The 16,431-nt window shown below is 73.8% G+C and carries 14 protein-coding genes; 5 read left to right on the plus strand and 9 right to left on the minus strand.

Annotated elements, in window-relative coordinates:
* Positions 1 to 6: 6 nt before the first annotated feature.
* The gene (locus ACFXDE_RS10990; RefSeq protein ID WP_380492998.1) at positions 7 to 732 is read right to left on the minus strand and encodes a hypothetical protein; all 726 of its coding nucleotides are present in this window, start codon (positions 730 to 732) and stop codon (positions 7 to 9) included.
* A 53-nt stretch (positions 733 to 785) separates the two neighbouring features.
* On the minus strand, positions 786 to 1,100 hold the full coding sequence (locus ACFXDE_RS10995) for a hypothetical protein (protein WP_380492999.1): 315 nt from the start codon (positions 1,098 to 1,100) through the stop codon (positions 786 to 788).
* 326 nt (positions 1,101 to 1,426) lie between these two features.
* Here ACFXDE_RS10995 and ACFXDE_RS11000 point away from each other — a divergent pair, with 326 nt between their 5' ends.
* Positions 1,427 to 1,636 carry a hypothetical protein gene (locus ACFXDE_RS11000; RefSeq protein WP_380437759.1) on the plus strand — a complete coding sequence of 70 codons (210 nt, stop codon included), beginning with the start codon at positions 1,427 to 1,429 and terminating at the stop codon, positions 1,634 to 1,636.
* Entirely contained in the window at positions 1,623 to 3,014 is a 1,392-nt protein-coding gene (locus ACFXDE_RS11005) for an amidase (RefSeq protein ID WP_380493000.1), read from the plus strand. The genes ACFXDE_RS11000 and ACFXDE_RS11005 overlap by 14 nt, the downstream gene beginning before the upstream one ends.
* Before the next feature lie 207 nt (positions 3,015 to 3,221).
* Here ACFXDE_RS11005 and ACFXDE_RS11010 read toward each other — a convergent pair whose 3' ends face one another.
* Together ACFXDE_RS11010 and ACFXDE_RS11015 are read right to left on the minus strand one after the other, a co-directional pair.
* A complete protein-coding gene (locus tag ACFXDE_RS11010; protein WP_380493001.1) occupies positions 3,222 to 3,860 on the minus strand; it encodes a hypothetical protein in 639 nt (212 codons plus the stop codon).
* Positions 3,860 to 8,440, minus strand: a complete 4,581-nt coding sequence (locus ACFXDE_RS11015) for a polymorphic toxin-type HINT domain-containing protein (protein ID WP_380493003.1) — start codon at positions 8,438 to 8,440, stop codon at positions 3,860 to 3,862. Before ACFXDE_RS11015 ends, ACFXDE_RS11010 begins: the two co-directional genes overlap by 1 nt.
* A gap of 570 nt (positions 8,441 to 9,010) precedes the next feature.
* On the opposite strand from ACFXDE_RS11015, the gene ACFXDE_RS11020 reads away from it, so the two are divergent.
* The 3 genes from ACFXDE_RS11020 (at position 9,011) to ACFXDE_RS11030 (ending at position 11,035) form a co-directional block, all read left to right on the plus strand.
* Positions 9,011 to 9,790, plus strand: a complete 780-nt coding sequence (locus ACFXDE_RS11020; RefSeq protein WP_380493005.1) for a hypothetical protein — start codon at positions 9,011 to 9,013, stop codon at positions 9,788 to 9,790.
* Between the two features lie 185 nt (positions 9,791 to 9,975).
* The gene (locus ACFXDE_RS11025) at positions 9,976 to 10,407 is read left to right on the plus strand and encodes a hypothetical protein (RefSeq protein WP_380493007.1); all 432 of its coding nucleotides are present in this window, start codon (positions 9,976 to 9,978) and stop codon (positions 10,405 to 10,407) included.
* Positions 10,400 to 11,035 (plus strand): phosphatase PAP2 family protein, encoded by a 636-nt coding sequence (locus ACFXDE_RS11030; RefSeq protein WP_380493009.1) that lies wholly within the window; start codon positions 10,400 to 10,402, stop codon positions 11,033 to 11,035. Before ACFXDE_RS11025 ends, ACFXDE_RS11030 begins: the two co-directional genes overlap by 8 nt.
* Before the next feature lie 7 nt (positions 11,036 to 11,042).
* Here the strand turns inward: ACFXDE_RS11030 and ACFXDE_RS11035 are convergent, their stop codons facing one another.
* From ACFXDE_RS11035 to ACFXDE_RS11055, 5 genes are read right to left on the minus strand one after another with little or no spacing between them, the layout of a single operon-like run.
* Positions 11,043 to 12,386, minus strand: coding sequence for a glutamate-1-semialdehyde 2,1-aminomutase (locus ACFXDE_RS11035; protein WP_380493011.1), 1,344 nt, complete (start codon positions 12,384 to 12,386; stop codon positions 11,043 to 11,045).
* A gap of 7 nt (positions 12,387 to 12,393) precedes the next feature.
* Complete coding sequence (locus tag ACFXDE_RS11040; protein ID WP_380493013.1) at positions 12,394 to 12,945, minus strand: dTDP-4-dehydrorhamnose 3,5-epimerase family protein; 552 nt, start codon at positions 12,943 to 12,945, stop codon at positions 12,394 to 12,396.
* Complete coding sequence (locus tag ACFXDE_RS11045) at positions 12,942 to 14,150, minus strand: polysaccharide pyruvyl transferase family protein (protein WP_380493015.1); 1,209 nt, start codon at positions 14,148 to 14,150, stop codon at positions 12,942 to 12,944. The genes ACFXDE_RS11040 and ACFXDE_RS11045 overlap by 4 nt, the downstream gene beginning before the upstream one ends.
* Positions 14,147 to 15,094: a glycosyltransferase family 2 protein gene (locus ACFXDE_RS11050; RefSeq protein WP_380493017.1), complete on the minus strand. Its 948-nt coding sequence runs from the start codon at positions 15,092 to 15,094 to the stop codon at positions 14,147 to 14,149. Before ACFXDE_RS11050 ends, ACFXDE_RS11045 begins: the two co-directional genes overlap by 4 nt.
* Entirely contained in the window at positions 15,091 to 16,428 is a 1,338-nt protein-coding gene (locus ACFXDE_RS11055) for a hypothetical protein (protein WP_380493019.1), read from the minus strand. Before ACFXDE_RS11055 ends, ACFXDE_RS11050 begins: the two co-directional genes overlap by 4 nt.
* Positions 16,429 to 16,431: the final 3 nt, after the last annotated feature.

The raw sequence follows: 16,431 nt of genomic DNA on the forward strand, positions 1-16,431 counted from the left end.
CCTCGATCACACGCGCGGCGGATTCCGCTGCAGGTAGCGGAGGCCCTGCTTGAGGTAGGCCCGCGGGTTGGTGTCCAGATGCCGGGCCCAGGCGGGCTTGCTCTCACCGCGCCGGTAGGCGTAGCAGGCCAGGGCGTAGCCGAGCATCCGCTCGCTCAGGTAGCCGAGCCGCGAGGACGACCAGCCCTGCTTGCCCTGCCGGAAGTCGAACGCGGAGTTGGCCGTGAAGACGCCGAGGCCGAAGTGCACCGTCAGCAGGTCGGTGAGCGGCTCGTGGTCGCGCCGTTCGGTGGAGACGCGCCGCTCGTCGAGGAGGCGGACGTGCCCCAGCTCGTGCGCGATGGTGGCGACCAGGGCGACCGGACGGGCGGCCTGGCGCTGCGCGACGGCGATCACCGGCCGCCCGTTCTCGCGCCGGTAGTGCCCGGCGGCCGAGCGCGACCTGTGAGCGAGCCCGAGGCCGGCGACCATGGCGCCCTCGCCGTCGTCCGGCTCGATCTCGATCGTCAGCCGGTTGGGCGCCACGTCCAGGTACCCGCAGAGCTGGGCGATCAGGCCCCGGATGTCGGCGTCGGAGCCCGCGTACGGCCCCGGGAAGAACTCGGCGGTCGGCAGCACCGGAGCACGCTCCAGCACCCCGCGCCCGAACTCGGCCGCCAGCCAGGCCATGGACTCCTCGATCCAGACCCGCTCGTCCGGCCCGACCGGGCACTTCGGCGGGAACAGCGCCATGACACCCCCCCAGTGATCATGGCCATCATGCACCACGACGCGGGCGGCGTCGGCTACCGGGCCGCGGTGAAACGGACCGAGCCGACGCCGCCTCCGGCGCTGGCACCACCCGGGCCGACGGTGTCGACCGCGTCCTGGCAGCCGGCGTCGCCGAACACGGTCGCCTCCGCGTCGGTGTCGTTGTACAGCTCGGTGACGTCGCCGCCGAGCTCATAGCACCGGCCGTTGCCCGGGTTGTCCAGGGAGTGCTCCTGGTTGTCGCTGATGTAGGTGAACGTCCCGTCCGTGGCGTGGGCGTTGGCCGGGAATCCGATGCACAGGGCCACCACGGCGGCGCCGGTGGCCAGCGCCCTTCGGAAGTTCTTCACAGGACTCGTCTCCTTCTGAACGGTGAACCTGAACGGTGAGCTCCCCCCGGCTTCCAGCGCTGCCAGTCTCACCGTCCGGATGCGCGAAGACGTGGGACCTCGCTCGAACGGCCCTTCTCCGACGCTTCCCGTCCCCCGGAAGGCGGTACGCCGGCGCTTCCCTCTCCAGGCCCCAGGGCACCCGCGCCTCGGGGCGTCGGACTCCGTCCGGCAAACGCAACGCGTTTGCTTTAAGGCGGCGGGAGGGTCTACAGTCACTAACGCAAAACATTAGCTTTTGATGTGGGAGCGCTTCGCCGCCCCACCGGCCAGGAGGAGCGTCCGCCATGCCCGCAGCCGAACTCACACCACCGGAGGCGGCCCGCTGGGCCGACCGTGCCGGGCTGCCGCTGCCCGCCGATCGTCACGCCGCGGTCGCGGCCACCGCGAACCACATCCACTCCGTCGTCGCGACCCTCCGGGAGCTGGACTTCGGGGACACCCCGCCGGCAGGCGCCTACCGCGCGGAAGGAGGGCGGCCCGATGCAGCCGTATGAGCTCTCCCTCACCGCCGCCGCGGACGCCATCCGGTCCCGCCGGCTGTCCCCCGTCGAGCTGGTGGACTCGGTCCTCGACCGCATCGAGCAGGTGGAGCCCGACCTCGGCGCCTACGTCACGGTCGCAGCGGAGCAGGCTCGCCGGGCGGCGCGCGAGGCCGAGCGCGAAGCGGCGCAAGGCCGCTACCGGGGGCCGTTGCACGGCATCCCCATGGGGCTCAAGGACCTGATCGACGTCGCGGGCATGGCCACCACGGCCAGCTCCCGGGTCCGCACCGACCATCGCGCGCCGGCCGACAGCACGGTCGCCGCCCGGTTGACGGGGGCCGGCGCGGTGCTGGTCGGCAAGACCCACACGCACGAGTTCGCGTTCGGCCTGACCACCCCGCAGACCCGCAACGCCCGGGACCACGGCCGGGTCGCCGGCGGCTCCAGCGGCGGGTCCGCCGTCGCCGTCGCGTCGGGCGCGGCGACCTTCGCCCTGGGGACCGACACCGGCGGGTCGATCCGGGTGCCCGCCGCGCTCAACGGGGTCGTCGGCCTCAAGCCGACCTACGGTCTCGTTCCCCGCCACGGCGTCACGTCCCTGTCCTGGTCGCTGGACCACGTCGGCCCGATCACCCGCACCGTCGGGGACGCGGCCCTGGTCCTGACCGCCCTCGCCGGGCACGACCCGCGCGACCCCGCCTCGCTGTCCCTGCCCGCCGAGGATTACCGGCCCGGCACGGGCACGGACCTGACGGGCCTGCGCGTCGGCGTGCCGCGCACCTACTACTTCGACCACGTCGACCCGCAGGTGGAGACCGCCGTCCGGCACGCCGTCGAGCACCTGGAGGACCTCGGCGCACGGCTCGTCGAGGTCGACATCCCGATGACCCGCTACATCCAGGCCACCCAGTGGGGCCTGATGGTGCCGGAGGCCGCCGCCTACCACGAGCGCACCCTGCGCACCGCACCGGAGTTGTACGGGGCGGACGTCCGCATCCTGCTGGAGGCCGGCGAGTTGATGAGCGCCGGGGACTACCTGCGGGCCCAGCGCGCCCGGACCATGATGCGGGAGGAATGGGCCGGCCTGCTGGAGACGGTCGACGTGATCGCCGCCCCGACGGTCCCGACGACCGCGGTGCGGGCCGGCCAGGAGACGGTCACCTGGTCCGACGGCACGGTCGAGAGCGTCTCCGACGCCTACGTGCGCCTCTCCGCCCCCGCCAACATCACCGGGGTGCCCGCCCTGACCGTCCCGGCCGGCCAGGACACCGAGGGCCTGCCGATCGGCCTGCAACTGCTCGGCCGGCCCCTCGGGGAGCGCACGCTCCTGCGCGTCGGTCACGCCTACGAGCAGACCCAGCCCACCCGGGAGCTCACCACGGTGTCCTGAGGGCGGCGTCCGGACCGGGCGGAGCTCCGCTCGACGCCGAGGCACCCCTTAAACGCAATCACTGAGCCTTAAGGGGTGCCCACGCGCCGCCGGCCGACAGCGCGCTCGGGCCTCGGGCACTTGGGCCCAGGGGGATCAGGGCAGGGGCAGCGCGACGGCGCGCAGCCGGTGCGTCGTACACCGGCTGCGCGCCGTCGTCGTGTGGTGTCAGGACATCAGGTGTGCATGGCCCTCCACCAGGAGCTCGCCGTACTCGAATTGCCGCCCGAGGGCCACGTACCGGTCGTACTGCTCCCGCGCGACCACGGGGCCGACCTTGGCGAGCGCGCGCAGCAGGAGGCGGAACGCCAGGTCGGGGCAGACCCGCGCCGCGACCTCGTCGAGGGCGGGCACGATGCCGGGGACGTACCCTCCGGGCGCATGCATCGCCCCCTCGGTGATCCCGGCGGAGACCAGCAGGATCTCGTCCAGGACGGCTCCCGCCGCGTGCCCGTAGGGACTGGGCGGCACGCGCTCGTCGCTGGCGCCGCCCTCGGCGGCGAGCCGCTCCCGGCCGAGCCGGACGATCAATCCGAGCCAGTCACGGCCGTCGTGGCCCTCCCTGCGGAGGTCGTGGAAGGGATGGGTGCCCATCGACCAGAGGGCCTCGATCTGCCACGCGGGCAGGTCGGCGGACTCCAGCCGCAGGGCGTCCACGAGGACCGACTCGGCGACCCAGGAAGGGTTGCGGGCGAGGTAGTCCGCCAGGACCTCGACGTCCTCGCCCTCGCTGCGCCAGTGTGCGTGGAACGCCTCGGCCAGGAGGGAGAAGCCGAAGTCGGCCGCGCCGCCGTACCGTTCCGTCATCAGACGCCCCTGCGCGGGAGCGGGAAGATGGAGGTCACGTACCAGCCCTTGGGGTGCTTGGTCGGGCCTTCGGTGTAGTCGATCTTGACCCGGACCTCGACCTTCGTGCTGGAGGGGGTGGTCACGCCGTTGCCTCCCCGCTGGTAGACCTCGCCGAGGGAGGTCAGCTTGTCGCCGTTGGCATCGAGGACGGACACGTCCGCGGTGAACTTGAACTCGCTCTTGCCGAGTCGCTTGGCCTGCCCGTACTGCTTCGCCCCGTCCGTCAGCCACGCCTGCTTGAGCGCTTCTTCCGCGGTGGCGAGGTCCTTGAACACCCCGGTGTATCCGTCGGTCTCGGCCTTGAGCTGCGCGCGGATCGCGTCGGTGCCGCTGACCGTCCCGAGGTTGTTCGTGTAGGGGCCCCCGGCGACATGGTCCTTGATGGTGTGCAGCCCCGGGTCCTTCGCCTCGTCGTTGAGCAGGTAGAGGCAGTTGTGGACGAGCAGGTCGGGCTCCTGGCCGCCACCGGTGCGCACGAAGAAGGTGTGCGGTCCGTCGACCGTCAGGTCGTAGACGGCTTCCGGTGCCTGCCCGGTCCGGTCGGTGATGCCGGTGACGGTCTGCGGGGCATTGTCCGAGGCCCGCAGGCGGTCTCCCGGGCGCAGGGCCGAGGCGAGGGTCCAGCCGGCCTGCTCGGTGTAGAAGCGGTGACCGGCCGTGGTGGAGAGCGTGCTGCCGTCCGCGAGGGCCATGTCCACCAGGCGCCGCGTGGTGTGGGCGTAGGTGGCGGTCACCGGCTGCGGGTGCAGTCCCCCGACCGCCGGGTCGGCCGTGAGCACCCGGTCACCGGTCCGGATCTCGCTGATGGCCCGGTACGAGCCGTCGGCCAGCAGGACGCGGGTGCCCGCGGGGAAGCTGTTGACCTCGCACGTCTCGTAGACGTACTGCACGGACTTGTACTCGTCGTTCAGCTGGCGGACGAGGGCCGGGTCGATGTCGGGGGTCTTGCTCAGCGCCTCAAGGGCCTCCTTGGTGCCGACGCCGTTCTTGAAGGTGTTGCGGAAGGCGGACACGGCGTCGGCGGCGCGGAGCAGTTTGCTGGTGATCGCGTCGCTGTAGCCGTTGAGCGTCGCCTGGAGGGCGAGCTTGGCGTCCTCGATCCCGACGCCGGTTTCGAGGGCGAAGCGGAACGCGACGATGCCCTTCGCGCCCTTGGCGAGGGTGCCGAAGGGGATGAAGTTGGACGCGGCCCAGGCACAGTGGGAGTTGAATCCCGGGTCCTTGAAGCACGCGATGAAGTCGCCCGCGAAGAGGGTGAAGGCGTTGACGGTCGGTGATCCGCAGACGCCCCGCTGGCAGGTGACGTTGATCTTGTCGAAGTCCTTCTGCGTCATGGCGACGGTGGTGGTGATCTCCGACTTGTTCAGCTGGTCGCTGCCGACGAGGAGGGTGTCCCAGACGCTGTACTTCCCCATGCAGGCGGCGATCGACAGGCCCGCTTCGGGGCAGGTCTTCAGGATGTAGTCGATGGTGCCGGTGACCCTGATGGTGTACGTGACGTCGCAGACCCTGACTCCGGCGGCGTTCGTGTAGAAGTTCTCATCGGTCCACAGGTCCGCGAGGGTTCCCGTCTGTCCCTTGCCGCAGCGTGCTTCGTTGCTCTTGACGACCTCCTTCTGGAGGTCCCCGCGGGGCACGGACTCGATGTAGGAGACGCGGCCGTTGTCGTCGACGACGGCCGTGTCGCTCTGCAGCTTTCCGCCGGCCGCGTCGGCCTGCTGCTTCGACATGATCAGCTGCGCGGCCTCCCTGGCGGCCGCGTACGCGTCGTCCCTGCTCTTGGCAGCGGCGGCGGCCGAGGCCTTCGCCTGGTCGGACGCGGTCTTGGCGTCGGCCGCGAACTGGCTCGCCTGGGCCGCGTAACCGGTGGCCTCGGCGGCCGAGGCGACGGCGCGGTCGGCCGCGACACCGGCGGAGGCGGCGGACGCCTGGGCCTGCTGGGCGTACTGGGCGGCCTGCGCCGCGGAGGCCTGGGCGGCCTGCGCGGACTGGGCGGCCTGGTTGGCGAAGCCCTGGGCGGACTGGGCGGACTGGCTGGCCTGGTTGGCGTAGCCCGCGGCCTCGTTGGCGGCGCCGCGGGCGGTGGCGGAGGCCTGGGCGGCCTGCGCCGCGTACTGGCGGGCCTGGGCGACCGAGCCGTCGATGGTGGCCAGGTAGGACGCGACGGTGGCCACGTGGGCCGCGGTCATCGCGTCGCGCTGCTGGGCCTTGGGCAGGCCGGTCTGCAGGAACGGGACGAGGCGGTCGGCGGGGCCGGACAGGACGGCCTGGGCGGCCGCCTTGACCTCCTGGCCTCCGCCGGCCAGGGCCTGGGTCACCAGGACGCGGTTGTCGTCGTCGCGGGCCTTGAACTGACCGGTGGCCAGGAAGGCCCGGACGTCGTCGATCGTGCCGTCCAGGGCCTTGCCCGCCGCGGCCTTCACGCCCGGTCCGCCGGCGGCCATGATCTGGGACAGCTGGACGCGGTCGTCGTCGTCCTTGCCCGGGTACTGCCCGGTCGCCAGGAACGCCCGGACCTGGTCCGGCGTACCCACCGAGGCGGCCTCTGCGGCGAGGCGCTTCTCCAGCTTGCCGGGCGTCTTGGCGATCGCCATGACGCTGGTGCGGTCGTCGCGGTCCCGGGCCACCGTCAGGTCGGTGGCCAGGAAGGCCTGGACGGCGTAGTCGTCGCCCTCCAGAGCGCTCTGGGCGGCGGCCTTCGTCCACGGGCCGGCCGAGTCCAGCAGCCGCAGCGCGGCCTGACGGCCCTTGAGCAGGGCGGTCTTGGCGTCGGTGCCCGGTGCCTGGGCGTCCTTGATCAGCTGGTCGGTGCCCGCGGCGAACTGCGTCGCCTTGCCGGACTCCCAGGCCGCCGTCTTCGCCTTCTGGTCCGCGTCGCGCGAGGCCTCGTCGGCGGCGGCCATCTCGGCGGCCTGCTGGGCGTCGAGGCGCTCCTTGTCGGTGGCGCGGGCGATGTTGGTGACCTTGTGGGCCTGCGCGGCCGAGTTCGCGGCCGAGTTGGCGGCGGCGTCGGCCGCGGTGGCGGCCGCCTGCGCGACGTTGGCGGCGGTGGCCGCCTCACCGGCGTGCCTGGCCGCCTCCTCCGCCGCGGCGGCCGCGGCTTCGGCGTGGGCGGCGGCCTCGTTGGCGGCGCGCTGGGCGTCCCCGGCCGCGACGGCGGCCTCGTTGGCGATGGCGACGGTGGCGTTGGCGGCACGCTTGGCCTCGGCGGCGGCGCTCTGGGCGCGGGCCGCCGCGAGGCGGGCCCGGGCGGCGTCGTCGGCGGACACCCCGGAGTACTCGGCGGCCTCGGCGGCGGCCTGGGCGGCCGCGGAGGCGTTCTCTCCGGCCGACGCCGCGGCCTGCGCCGCGACTCCCGCCTGCGCCGCGGCCCGGCCGGCCCACGCACTGGCCTCGCCCGCGGTGCGGGCGTCACCGGCGGCGTTGCGGGCGGTGACGGCGGCCGCGCGGGCCGCGTCCGCCTGCCCGGCATCGCTCGCCGCGTTGGCGGCGGCGGCCAGCGCCCTGGTGGCGGCGTTGCCGGCCTTCGTCGCGGCCGACGCGGCGTCGGCGGCGGCGCTGGCGGCCTGCCGGGAGGCCTCGTTGGCGGCCTTCGCCGCCTTCGAGGCGGTCTGGGCGGCAGCGGCGGCGCGGCTCGCGGCGTCCGCCGCGCGGCCGGCGGCGTTGGACGCCTGCCCGGCCGCACCCTGCGCGGCCTTGGTCTCGGCGGCGGCCTTCTCGGAGGCCTCCTTGGCCAGCCTGGTGGCGTCCAGCGCCTTGCCCGCCGCGTCCACGGCCGTCCGGGCCTGCTGTCCGGCCTGGGCGGAGGCGTTCTTCGTCAGGTCGGCCAGCTGGGAGACGGTCAGGGTCTCCTGGTCGTGCGCGGCCGCCGTCTGGTAGCCGTACTGCAGGAACTGCTGGACGTCGTCCATCGATCCGTTGAGGGCGGTGTTGGCGGCCTTCTTCACCTCCGGCCCGCCCGAGGCCATCAACTGCGACAGGTGGACGCGGTCGTCGTCGTCCCGCGCCTTGAACTGGCCCTCGTTGAGGAACTGGTTGACGTCGGTCAGCGTGCCGTCCATGGCCTTGGCTGCCGCGGCCTTCACACCCGGCCCGCCGGCCGCCATGATCTGCGACAGCCGGACCCGCTGGTCGTCCTCGAAGGCCTTCTTGGCGCCCTGGTCGAGGAACTTCTTCAGGTCGGCGGCCGAGCCCTTCAGCGCGGCCTGCCCGGCCTCGCGCACGCCGGGGCCGGAGGCCGCGACGAGTGCCTCGATCTGTGCCTTCTGGTCCTGGTCGGCCGCGACCGCCTGGCCCTTGGTCACGAACGCCGTCAGGTCGTCGCCACCACCGGTCAGTGCGATCTCGGCCGCGTGCCGTACGGCCGGTCCGCCGGCCTGCCAGGCCGCGACGGCCTTCAGCCGGTCCGGGTTGGCGGCGGTGGCCGGCGGCGTGTCGGCCGCCACGGCCGGAATCGTCAGCAGCCCGGTCAGCAGGCTGCCGGCCACGAACCCGGCCGCGAGCCGTGATCGGGCCCGTGATGTCGGTGACATCCTCATGGGAGCTTCGTCATCTCTCTTCGTGTTTCGGGCACCGGAGTGCCGCCTGGCCGGCCGCGGTCACGCATCGACGGGCCGGAAGTTCTGCGGGGGGAGGAGGAGGATTCGTTCGACGCGGCGCGACGTGGCCGCGCGGAGGAGGAAGTTCACCGAACACCGGCCCGGCGCTGCCGCCGAGGGCCCGGCCGGGGCCCCGCCACGGGGCCGGGCCGGTCTGCGGACGGTACGCACAGGGACTCCCGGAAGAAGACGCACCCGGGCGACGAACCAGCGCCCCCGAGCCGGTAAAGTGAAGATCAAGTGGACGTTATCGACAGGAAATCCGGTACGTCAAAGCATGTCCGCGGCCCGGCGAAATCCTGATCCGCCGTCACGTCCGGTACGGGAAACGCGGCCGAACCGCCCGAAATCCGTCATTCCGAAGACGGACATTAAGGATGTTCGAGAACCTGGGATCCCGTCCCCCGACCATCACGGTTCGGTGACGTTTCCTCTGCCCGGTGCCGCTGCGGCACCGGCGCCGGGCGCCCGACTTCCCAGCGTCGGCGGTGATCACTAAGGTCTGGCGCTGTGACTAAGCGTGAATCCGGTGACGACCTGTGGGACGAGTTCGTCCGGGAGTTCGAGAAGAAAAACGCGGTGCGGGAGCCGAGTGCCGCCGAACGGGCGCGGCAGGCCCGGCAGACGAAGCCGCGGCGCTCGCGGCGGCTGGTCCTTCCCGCGGCCGCCGCCCTCCTGGTGGCCGCCGGCGCGACGGCGTACGTGCTCCGGCCGTCGGACCGGGCACCGGCCGCCGCGCCCGCCCCCGCGCCGGCCGCGACGACCGCGTCCGCCCCCTCGGCGCACGCGGCGACGGCGTCGGCCGGTGCTCCGGCTTCGGCGATCCCGCTGTCCGTCTTCCCGGCGCAGGTGCAGGGGTACACGTTGGTGGCGAAGGTGGCGAACCCGAGCTGCACCGGCGCCGACACCGTGGCGCCGACCCTCGCCGGGCTGATCACGCAGGGGCACGGCTGTGTAGGCGTCGACCTGGCGCTGTACAAGGACGCCGACGGCAACCAGTACGACCTGGCGCTGTTCACCATGAAGGACCCGATGGAGTGCGTGCACCTCATCAACGTGCTGGCCTCCGACCCCGCGTCGTACCAGGTCGCCGTCCAGGTCCCGCCCAAGGACTCGGGCCTGCGCCAACTGCCGGCCGACAGCGGCCTCGTGCAGAACTTCGCGTCCTACGGGAACGGGATGCTCGTCGGCATGGCCCAGTGGTCCGACGGCCGGACCGCGGACTTCGGCGCACTGTCCGACCGGCTCTCGCCGCTGACCGGGGCGGTCATCAAGAACGTCCCCGTCTGACGGAAGGCCCGGCCGGGGCGGCTCGGCGGCCGGCGCCGGGCCAGGCGCCGGAGGCCGCTTCGGACGGAGTCGCCCAGCGTCGGCCACGGGCTCGCTAGTGTGGCCGCATGGCCTCACTGGGAAGTCACGCCAATGTCTGGGAGACATGCCTCCAGCTCCTTCGCCGTCAGGGGTACCACCTGACGGTGAAGCTCGCCGACGAGGAGGACGAGGAGGGGCTGGACGCCTGGCTCGCCGAGAAGGACGGGTTCACCTTCTGGGCGGACAATCCGATCGAACTGCTGGGACTGGCCGCCGTGTACGAGGACGTGCGGCCCGAGGAGGACCGGCCCTACTGGTGGGCCGCGAAGACCGTGCGCGAGCGCCCGGACGTGCGTGAGCAGCTCGTCGACGAAGCGCTCGCGGTCCGGGACGCGCGCGTCGCGGAGCTCGCCGCACGACGGGAGCGGGATCCGGAGGGCTGGGAGGAGGAGATCCGCGCGGCGTTCTGCTGGGCCGGTGCCGAGCGCCATGCGGCGGGCCATCTGGGCCTTCCCCGCGCGGAGTTGAGGCAGCTCCTGGACGATCCGCGCCTCGCCGACCTCCGGGACGAGGAGAACTGCGGGACCGATGACTGAACCGCGCCTCCTGCCGGGGCACCGGCGCTCCGCCGCCGTCGCGATCGTGGCGGTCCTCGCGGCGCTGGTGGTCGCCGCGCTCGGCGTCCGCTACGCCGGCGCGAGCGAGCCCGGCGGGGTGGACGCGCGCATCGCGGGGGCGTTGTACGGGGTGGAGCCGCCGTGGCGGTCCGTCGCCCTGGCCATGGATTCGCTGGGCGAGCCGGTCGGAGCCGCGGCCCTGGTCGTGCCGGTCGTGGCGGGCTGCCTGCTGCTCCGGCGTCCGCGCGCGGCTGTGTTCGTCATTGTCGGCGTCGGTGCGGCCGTGGGAACGGCGACGCTGCTCAAACACCTGGCGGGGCGCACCATCCACGGCGACAACCTGTCCTACCCGAGCGGGCACACCGCCTTCGCCACGTCGCTCGCCCTCGCGGTGGCGATGGTGGCGACCCGCAGGGCGGCCGGCACCCTGTTCGTGTTCGCCGCGGCGCTGGTCGCGGGCGCCGTCATGGGGTGGGCGCAGGTCGCGCTGGGCGCGCACTACCCGACCGACGTCCTCGGCGGCTGGTGCACCGCACTGGCGGTGGTGCCGGCGACGGCGTGGCTGGTCGACCGAACAGCCGACCAGCTCCGCCGGAGCCGTCCGTGACGCCGTGTCACACCAGGCGGCGGAAGACGGGTTTCACCGGCCGCCCGCCCATCCAGGGGGTGGGGTCGCCGGTGTCGAGTGCCTTGCGGTAGACGGCACAGGCCCCGGCCACCACGGCCACGGTGCGGTCGATGTCGGCGTCGCCGAGCGCGCTGCTCACCACGAACGAGGGGGCCAGGACGCCCCCCGCGAGGAGTTGGCGCAGGAACAGGGTGCGGTACTGCTGCGAGGGCTCCCGGTTCTCGTCGAGGGTGGCGAAGACCAGGTTGCTGGCCCGGCCCCGGACGACGACGTGGTCGCCGACGCCCATGCCCGCGGCGGCCTCGCGGACCCCGCCGGCCAGCCGCTCGCCGAGGGCGTGCAGCCGGGCTGTGACGCCCTCCTCGACGTAGGTGGTCTGGACGGCCATCGCGGCGGCGAGCGAGTGCGTCTCCGCGCCGTGCGTGGTGGACAGCAGGAACACCCGGTCGCCGGTGTGGCGCAGCCCGCCCCACTCCATCAGGTCCCGCCGCCCGGCGAGCGCGGAGACGGCGAAGCCGTTGCCCAGAGCCTTGCCGAAGGTGGAGAGGTCGGGCACGACGCCGTAGAGGCCCTGGGCGCCCGCCTCGGACCAGCGGAAGCCGGTGATCATCTCGTCGAAGACCAGCACGCAGCCGTGCCGGTCGGCCAGTTCGCGCAGGCCGGCGAGGTACCCGGGCGGCGGCTCGGCGTGTCCGGCGGGTTCGAGGACCAGGCAGGCGACCTCGCCCCGGTACCGGGTGAGCAGTTCCTCCGTCGCGGCCAGGTCGCCGTAGGGGAACGCCACGGTGAGGTCGGTGATCGCCGCCGGGATCCCGGCGGACATCGGCGTGGTGCCGATGAACCAGTCGTCGACGGAGAAGAACGGGTGGTCGCCGCAGATGGCCACCCGCGGGCGCCCGGTGACGGCACGGGCGAGCCGCACCGCCGCGGTGGTGACGTCGGAGCCGTTCTTCGCGAACTTGACCATCTCGGCGGTCGGCACGGTCTCCAGGAAGCGTTCCGCGGCCTGGGCCTCCACGACGGACGGGCGGACGAAGTTGCTGCCGCGGTCCAGTTCCCGCCGGACCGCCTCCAGTACGCGCGGGTGGGCGTGGCCGAGGCTGACCGAGCGCAGGCCGGAGCCGTACTCGACGTAGCGGTTGCCGTCGACGTCCCACACGTGGGCGCCGCGGCCGTGGCTGATCACCGGGGCGAGGTGCTCGGGGTACTGGTCGTCGCCCTTGGCGTAGGTGTGCGCGCCCCCGGGGATCAGGGCGTGCAGCTTCTCGTTCGCCGCCCGCGACCGGGGCAGGGCGAACTCTTCGGCGGGTTCGATGACTTCGGTGTCCACGCGGTCCTCAGCTCTCGTTCCGGCGCAGGACCTCGGCGAGGCTCGGCGCCTCCCGGTCCCGCTTGGACATCGACGTGGGCGGCAGCGGCCAGGGGATGGCGAGCTCCGGATCGTCGAAGGCGATCGTCACGTCCTCGGCCGGGTCGTGCGGGCGGTCGATCAGGTACGAGACGTCGGTGGTCTCCGTCAGCGCCTGGAAGCCGTGCGCGCACCCCGCCGGGATGTAGACGCTCGCCTGCGTCTCGCCGGACAGCTCGAAGTGGGCCTGGTTCCGGTAGGTCGGCGAGTCCGGCCGCAGGTCCACGACGACGTCGAAGACCCGCCCGTACGAGCAGCGCACCAGCTTGGCCTCGCCGGCGCCGGAGCGCAGGTGCAGCCCGCGCAGGACGCCGCCGACCGAGCGGGAGACGCTGTGCTGGACGAAGGCGTCCGGGTCGAGGCCCACCGAACGGATCACGTCGGCGTCGAAGGTGCGGCAGAAGAAGCCGCGTTCGTCGGCGTACGGCGTCGGCTCGAACAGGTACGCGCCGGCGACCGCCGGGACTTGGGTCGCCTTCACGGCGCCTCCCTCACAACGTGGTCGGTCCTCGGGAAGAGGACCCTGGTCAGCTCGCCGAACTGGTCGTCGAGGCGCCGGGCCACGGCCAGGTTCCGCTCGGCGAGGATCTGGCGCAGCTCCGCCGAGCGCTTCTCCAGCTCCCGGAACTGCTCGGTCAGCCGGTCGGCGTCGACCTCGCGCGCCGGGTGGCGGTACGTGCCGAGCCCCATCTGCTCCATGAGCGCGTCGCTCTTGGCCGCGTAGCTCAGGGCGAGCGTCGGCGTGCCGGCCTTCAGGGCGCAGACGAGGTTGTGGTACCTGGTCGCCACCACGGCCTCGGCGGCCGCCGCCTCCTCCATCAGGTCGGCCAGCGAGGCCGTCCGGGCGGCGGTGACCAGCGGCGAGTCGACGGCTTCGAGGATCGCGGCGACCACCGTCGCGTCGACGTCGTCGCCGGTGAGCAGCCGGACCGGCCTGCCCTCCTCGACCAGGGTGCGGACGAAGCGGGTCGTCCCGTCGAGGTAGCGCCGGTGGATCTCCTCGGCCCTGGCCCGGTCGTCGTTGCCGCCGTGGAAGTCCATGACGCCGACGCAGACCACGCCGGGCACACCGGACGAGGGGGCGGCCGGCGTCGGCAGGGCGAAGGCGAGGTCCGGGTGGACCGCGTCCCGCGCGGTGTCCACGCCCATCGCCCGCATCGCGTCGCGGGACAGCTCGTCCCGGTACGACCGGTACGCGGCGAGGCGCGCCGACCAGCGCACCAGCGCCCGGGTGGGCCGGTCGGCGATGGGCGCGGCGCCGACGCCGACCAGCGCCACCCGGGTGCCGAAGAGCCGGCCGGACGCGCAGAGCAGGAACAGCGCGTACGGGAAGCCCCACGGCCGCAGCGGCAGCGTGGCCTCCAGGACGCCCATGCCCGGCACGATCACCACGTCGTGCCGGCGCACCCACGCGGCGGTGCGGACGGCGTCGACGAGTTTGCCGAGGCCCTTCGCCGCGACCGCGCCCGCCCGGGAGGCGGTCCGGTACTCCCCGCGGTACCAGTGCAGCCGCGTCGCGGGGATCCGGTAGCGGGCCGTGACGGCCTCGGGCCCGCCGCACAGCGCGTCGACGGCGGCCTCCGGGTGCTCGGTGCGCAGGTGGCCGAGCACGGCTTCGAGCGACCCGTCGTTGCCGAGGTTGCCGGAGCCGAGCAGGCCGAAGACCCCGACCCGCACGGGGGTCATGCCCGCCGCCCCTCGCGTCCGGCCACGAGGGCGTCGACGGAGACCGTGAGCAGCGCCGGGTCGGCCGGAGCGCGGTCCTCGACCCGCTCGCCGGCGCCGGGCCGGACCCGGCTGGTCATCCAGGCGGCCAGGTGGCCGTAGCAGGCGCGCCGGTCGGCGGCCGACAGCGGCGCCCGCCGGACGGCCGAGGCGAAGCCCCAGACGTACTCGGCGAGCAGCCGGGGCGTCGGGTGCAGCGGCCCGGCGCGGCGCGGGTCCAGGTTGACGCACCGGGAGCGCTTGGAGGGGTTCGCCCGTTCCGCGCGGGTGGGGTGGTCGCGGCGGAAGTACAGCAGCTCCGGCACCTGGTGGAAGCGCCCGTGCAGGGTGATCTCGGCGACGAACGTGCGGTCCGCGTGGTGGTAGCTGTCGTGCGGCTTCACCCGGCGCAGCACGTCGGCCCGCATCACCCCGTAGAAGTCGTCGCCGCCGGGCTCGAACAGCAGGCTGCGGAAGCGCTCGGGCGCGTGCGGCGAGTCGGTGGCGAGCCCGTACTCGTAGGGCACCTTCACCTGGCCGTCGCCGTCGATGACGGCCTGGCCGGAGTGGGCGAGGATGACGTCCGGCCGTTCGTCCAGCGCCTCCACGCAGCGCAGCAGGAGGTCCCGGGCGTACAGGTCGTCGTGCGAGGCCCACTTGAAGAGTTCGCCGCGGCACTCGGTGAAGACGTGGTTGTGGTTCGGCGCGGCGCCGATGTTCCGGGGCAGGCGCAGGTAGCGGATCCGGGGGTCCTTCGCGGCGTACGTGCGGCAGATGTCCTGGGTGCCGTCGGTCGACGCGTTGTCGGAGATGACGAGCTCGAAGTCCTCGTAGGTCTGTCCGAGGAGGGCGTCGAGCGACTCGGCGAGGTACTCCTCGCCGTTGTAGACGGGCAGGCCGATGCTCAGCCGGGGAACGGCGGTCAAGGGGTCCTCACTTCGGGGATCGGGGTGCGGTGGTGCTCGCGCAGGGCGGCGCGCAGTTGGAGCCACCAGACGGCGGCGCCGCAGGCGGTCGCGCCGGCGACGCCCCAGGCGGAGCCGACCGTGCCGGCCGCGGCGGCGCCGCCGAGCCCGCCGCCGAGGTAGCAGGCGGAGGCGAACAGCTGGCAGCGCAGGCTGCGCCGGGCCGCGGCGAGGGCGCGCAGCCCGGCGGCCGCGCCGCTGCCGAGGCCGGCGCCCGCGACGCCGAGGGTGGCCGGCAGGATGAGCCGGGAGGCGGAGTGCCAGACGTCGCCGAGGACGAACTGTCCGGCCCGGTCGGGCATCAGCAGCAGGGCCGAGCCCCACAGCAGCGCGGCGCCGGCCTGCCCTCCGCCCAGCAGGAAGCAGAACCGGCCGAGCCGCTCGGGCGTCCGCCGCAGGACCCGGGCCGCCTCCGCCACGGTGACCAGGGAGAGCCCCATCAGCAGGGCGAGGAACGGTCCCTGGAGGAGTTCGGCGCCCCGGACGGCACCGACCGCGCCGACCCCGACGATCGCGCCGAGCCCGTACGCCCGCAGCTGGCCGGCGCCGCTGAGGCTGACGTTCTCGACCAGGTAGCGGCTGCCGAGGTCGCGCTGCTCGCGCAGCCAGCCGCGGGCTTCGGTCACCCGGGGCCGGACGCCGGACTGGAGGAAGCCGTATCCGGCGGCGGCCGCGGCGGCGGCGCCCCAGGCCAGCAGGAAGGCGGGCACGGTGCCCACCCGGGCCGCCACGACCATGGCCGGGACGAGTGCGATGCCCTGCACCAGGTCGTTGGCGAAGGCCTTCCGCCCGGTGCCGGCCGCGAAGAACGCGAACCGCCGGGCATCCTGGAGCAGGAGCGCCGGCAGGGCGGCGCCGAGGCTCGCGAACGCGGGCCCCACGTCGCCGCCGAGGCCGAGCCCGACCAGCAGGCAGACGGCGCCGAGGGTGGCGCCGACGGCGAGCGCGGCGCCGGACGATCGGGCCGCACCGGCGCGCCAGGTCGCCTCCGGCACGCCGCTGAACCGCACCATCAGCGGGTCGGTGGCCAGCCCGCGGGAGACGTTGAGCACCACGCCGTAGGTCAGCCAGGCCAGGCTGAACACGCCGAACGCGTGCACCCCCAGCTCCCGGGCGACGTAGATGCCCACCGCGAAGTTGATCATGCTGGTGACCGCCTGGTCGGCCAGCCCCCAGGACACCCGGCCGAGCACGCCCCGCCTGGCGGGCCGGGCCTGCTCGGCCGCCTGCCCGGTCCGCCCCGGTTCCCCGGCCGGGCCGGCCGGGGTCGTCGTCCTCACCCCCTCGGTGGTCATCCG

This window comes from Kitasatospora sp. NPDC059408, from assembly GCF_042751525.1.
Taxonomy (GTDB): Bacteria; Actinomycetota; Actinomycetes; order Streptomycetales; family Streptomycetaceae; genus Kitasatospora.

Bases quoted from the DNA above. Each gene is read 5' to 3' on its own strand.
- ACFXDE_RS10990 (WP_380492998.1), bottom strand. From the start codon at position 732: ATGGCGCTGTTCCCGCCGAAGTGCCCGGTCGGGCCGGACGAGCGGGTC.
- ACFXDE_RS11000 (WP_380437759.1), top strand. From the start codon at position 1,427: ATGCCCGCAGCCGAACTCACACCACCGGAGGCGGCCCGCTGGGCCGAC.
- ACFXDE_RS11005 (WP_380493000.1), top strand. From the start codon at position 1,623: ATGCAGCCGTATGAGCTCTCCCTCACCGCCGCCGCGGACGCCATCCGG.
- ACFXDE_RS11010 (WP_380493001.1), bottom strand. From the start codon at position 3,860: ATGACGGAACGGTACGGCGGCGCGGCCGACTTCGGCTTCTCCCTCCTG.
- ACFXDE_RS11015 (WP_380493003.1), bottom strand. From the start codon at position 8,440: ATGAGGATGTCACCGACATCACGGGCCCGATCACGGCTCGCGGCCGGG.
- ACFXDE_RS11030 (WP_380493009.1), top strand. From the start codon at position 10,400: ATGACTGAACCGCGCCTCCTGCCGGGGCACCGGCGCTCCGCCGCCGTC.
- ACFXDE_RS11045 (WP_380493015.1), bottom strand. From the start codon at position 14,150: ATGACCCCCGTGCGGGTCGGGGTCTTCGGCCTGCTCGGCTCCGGCAAC.
- ACFXDE_RS11055 (WP_380493019.1), bottom strand. From the start codon at position 16,428: ATGACCACCGAGGGGGTGAGGACGACGACCCCGGCCGGCCCGGCCGGG.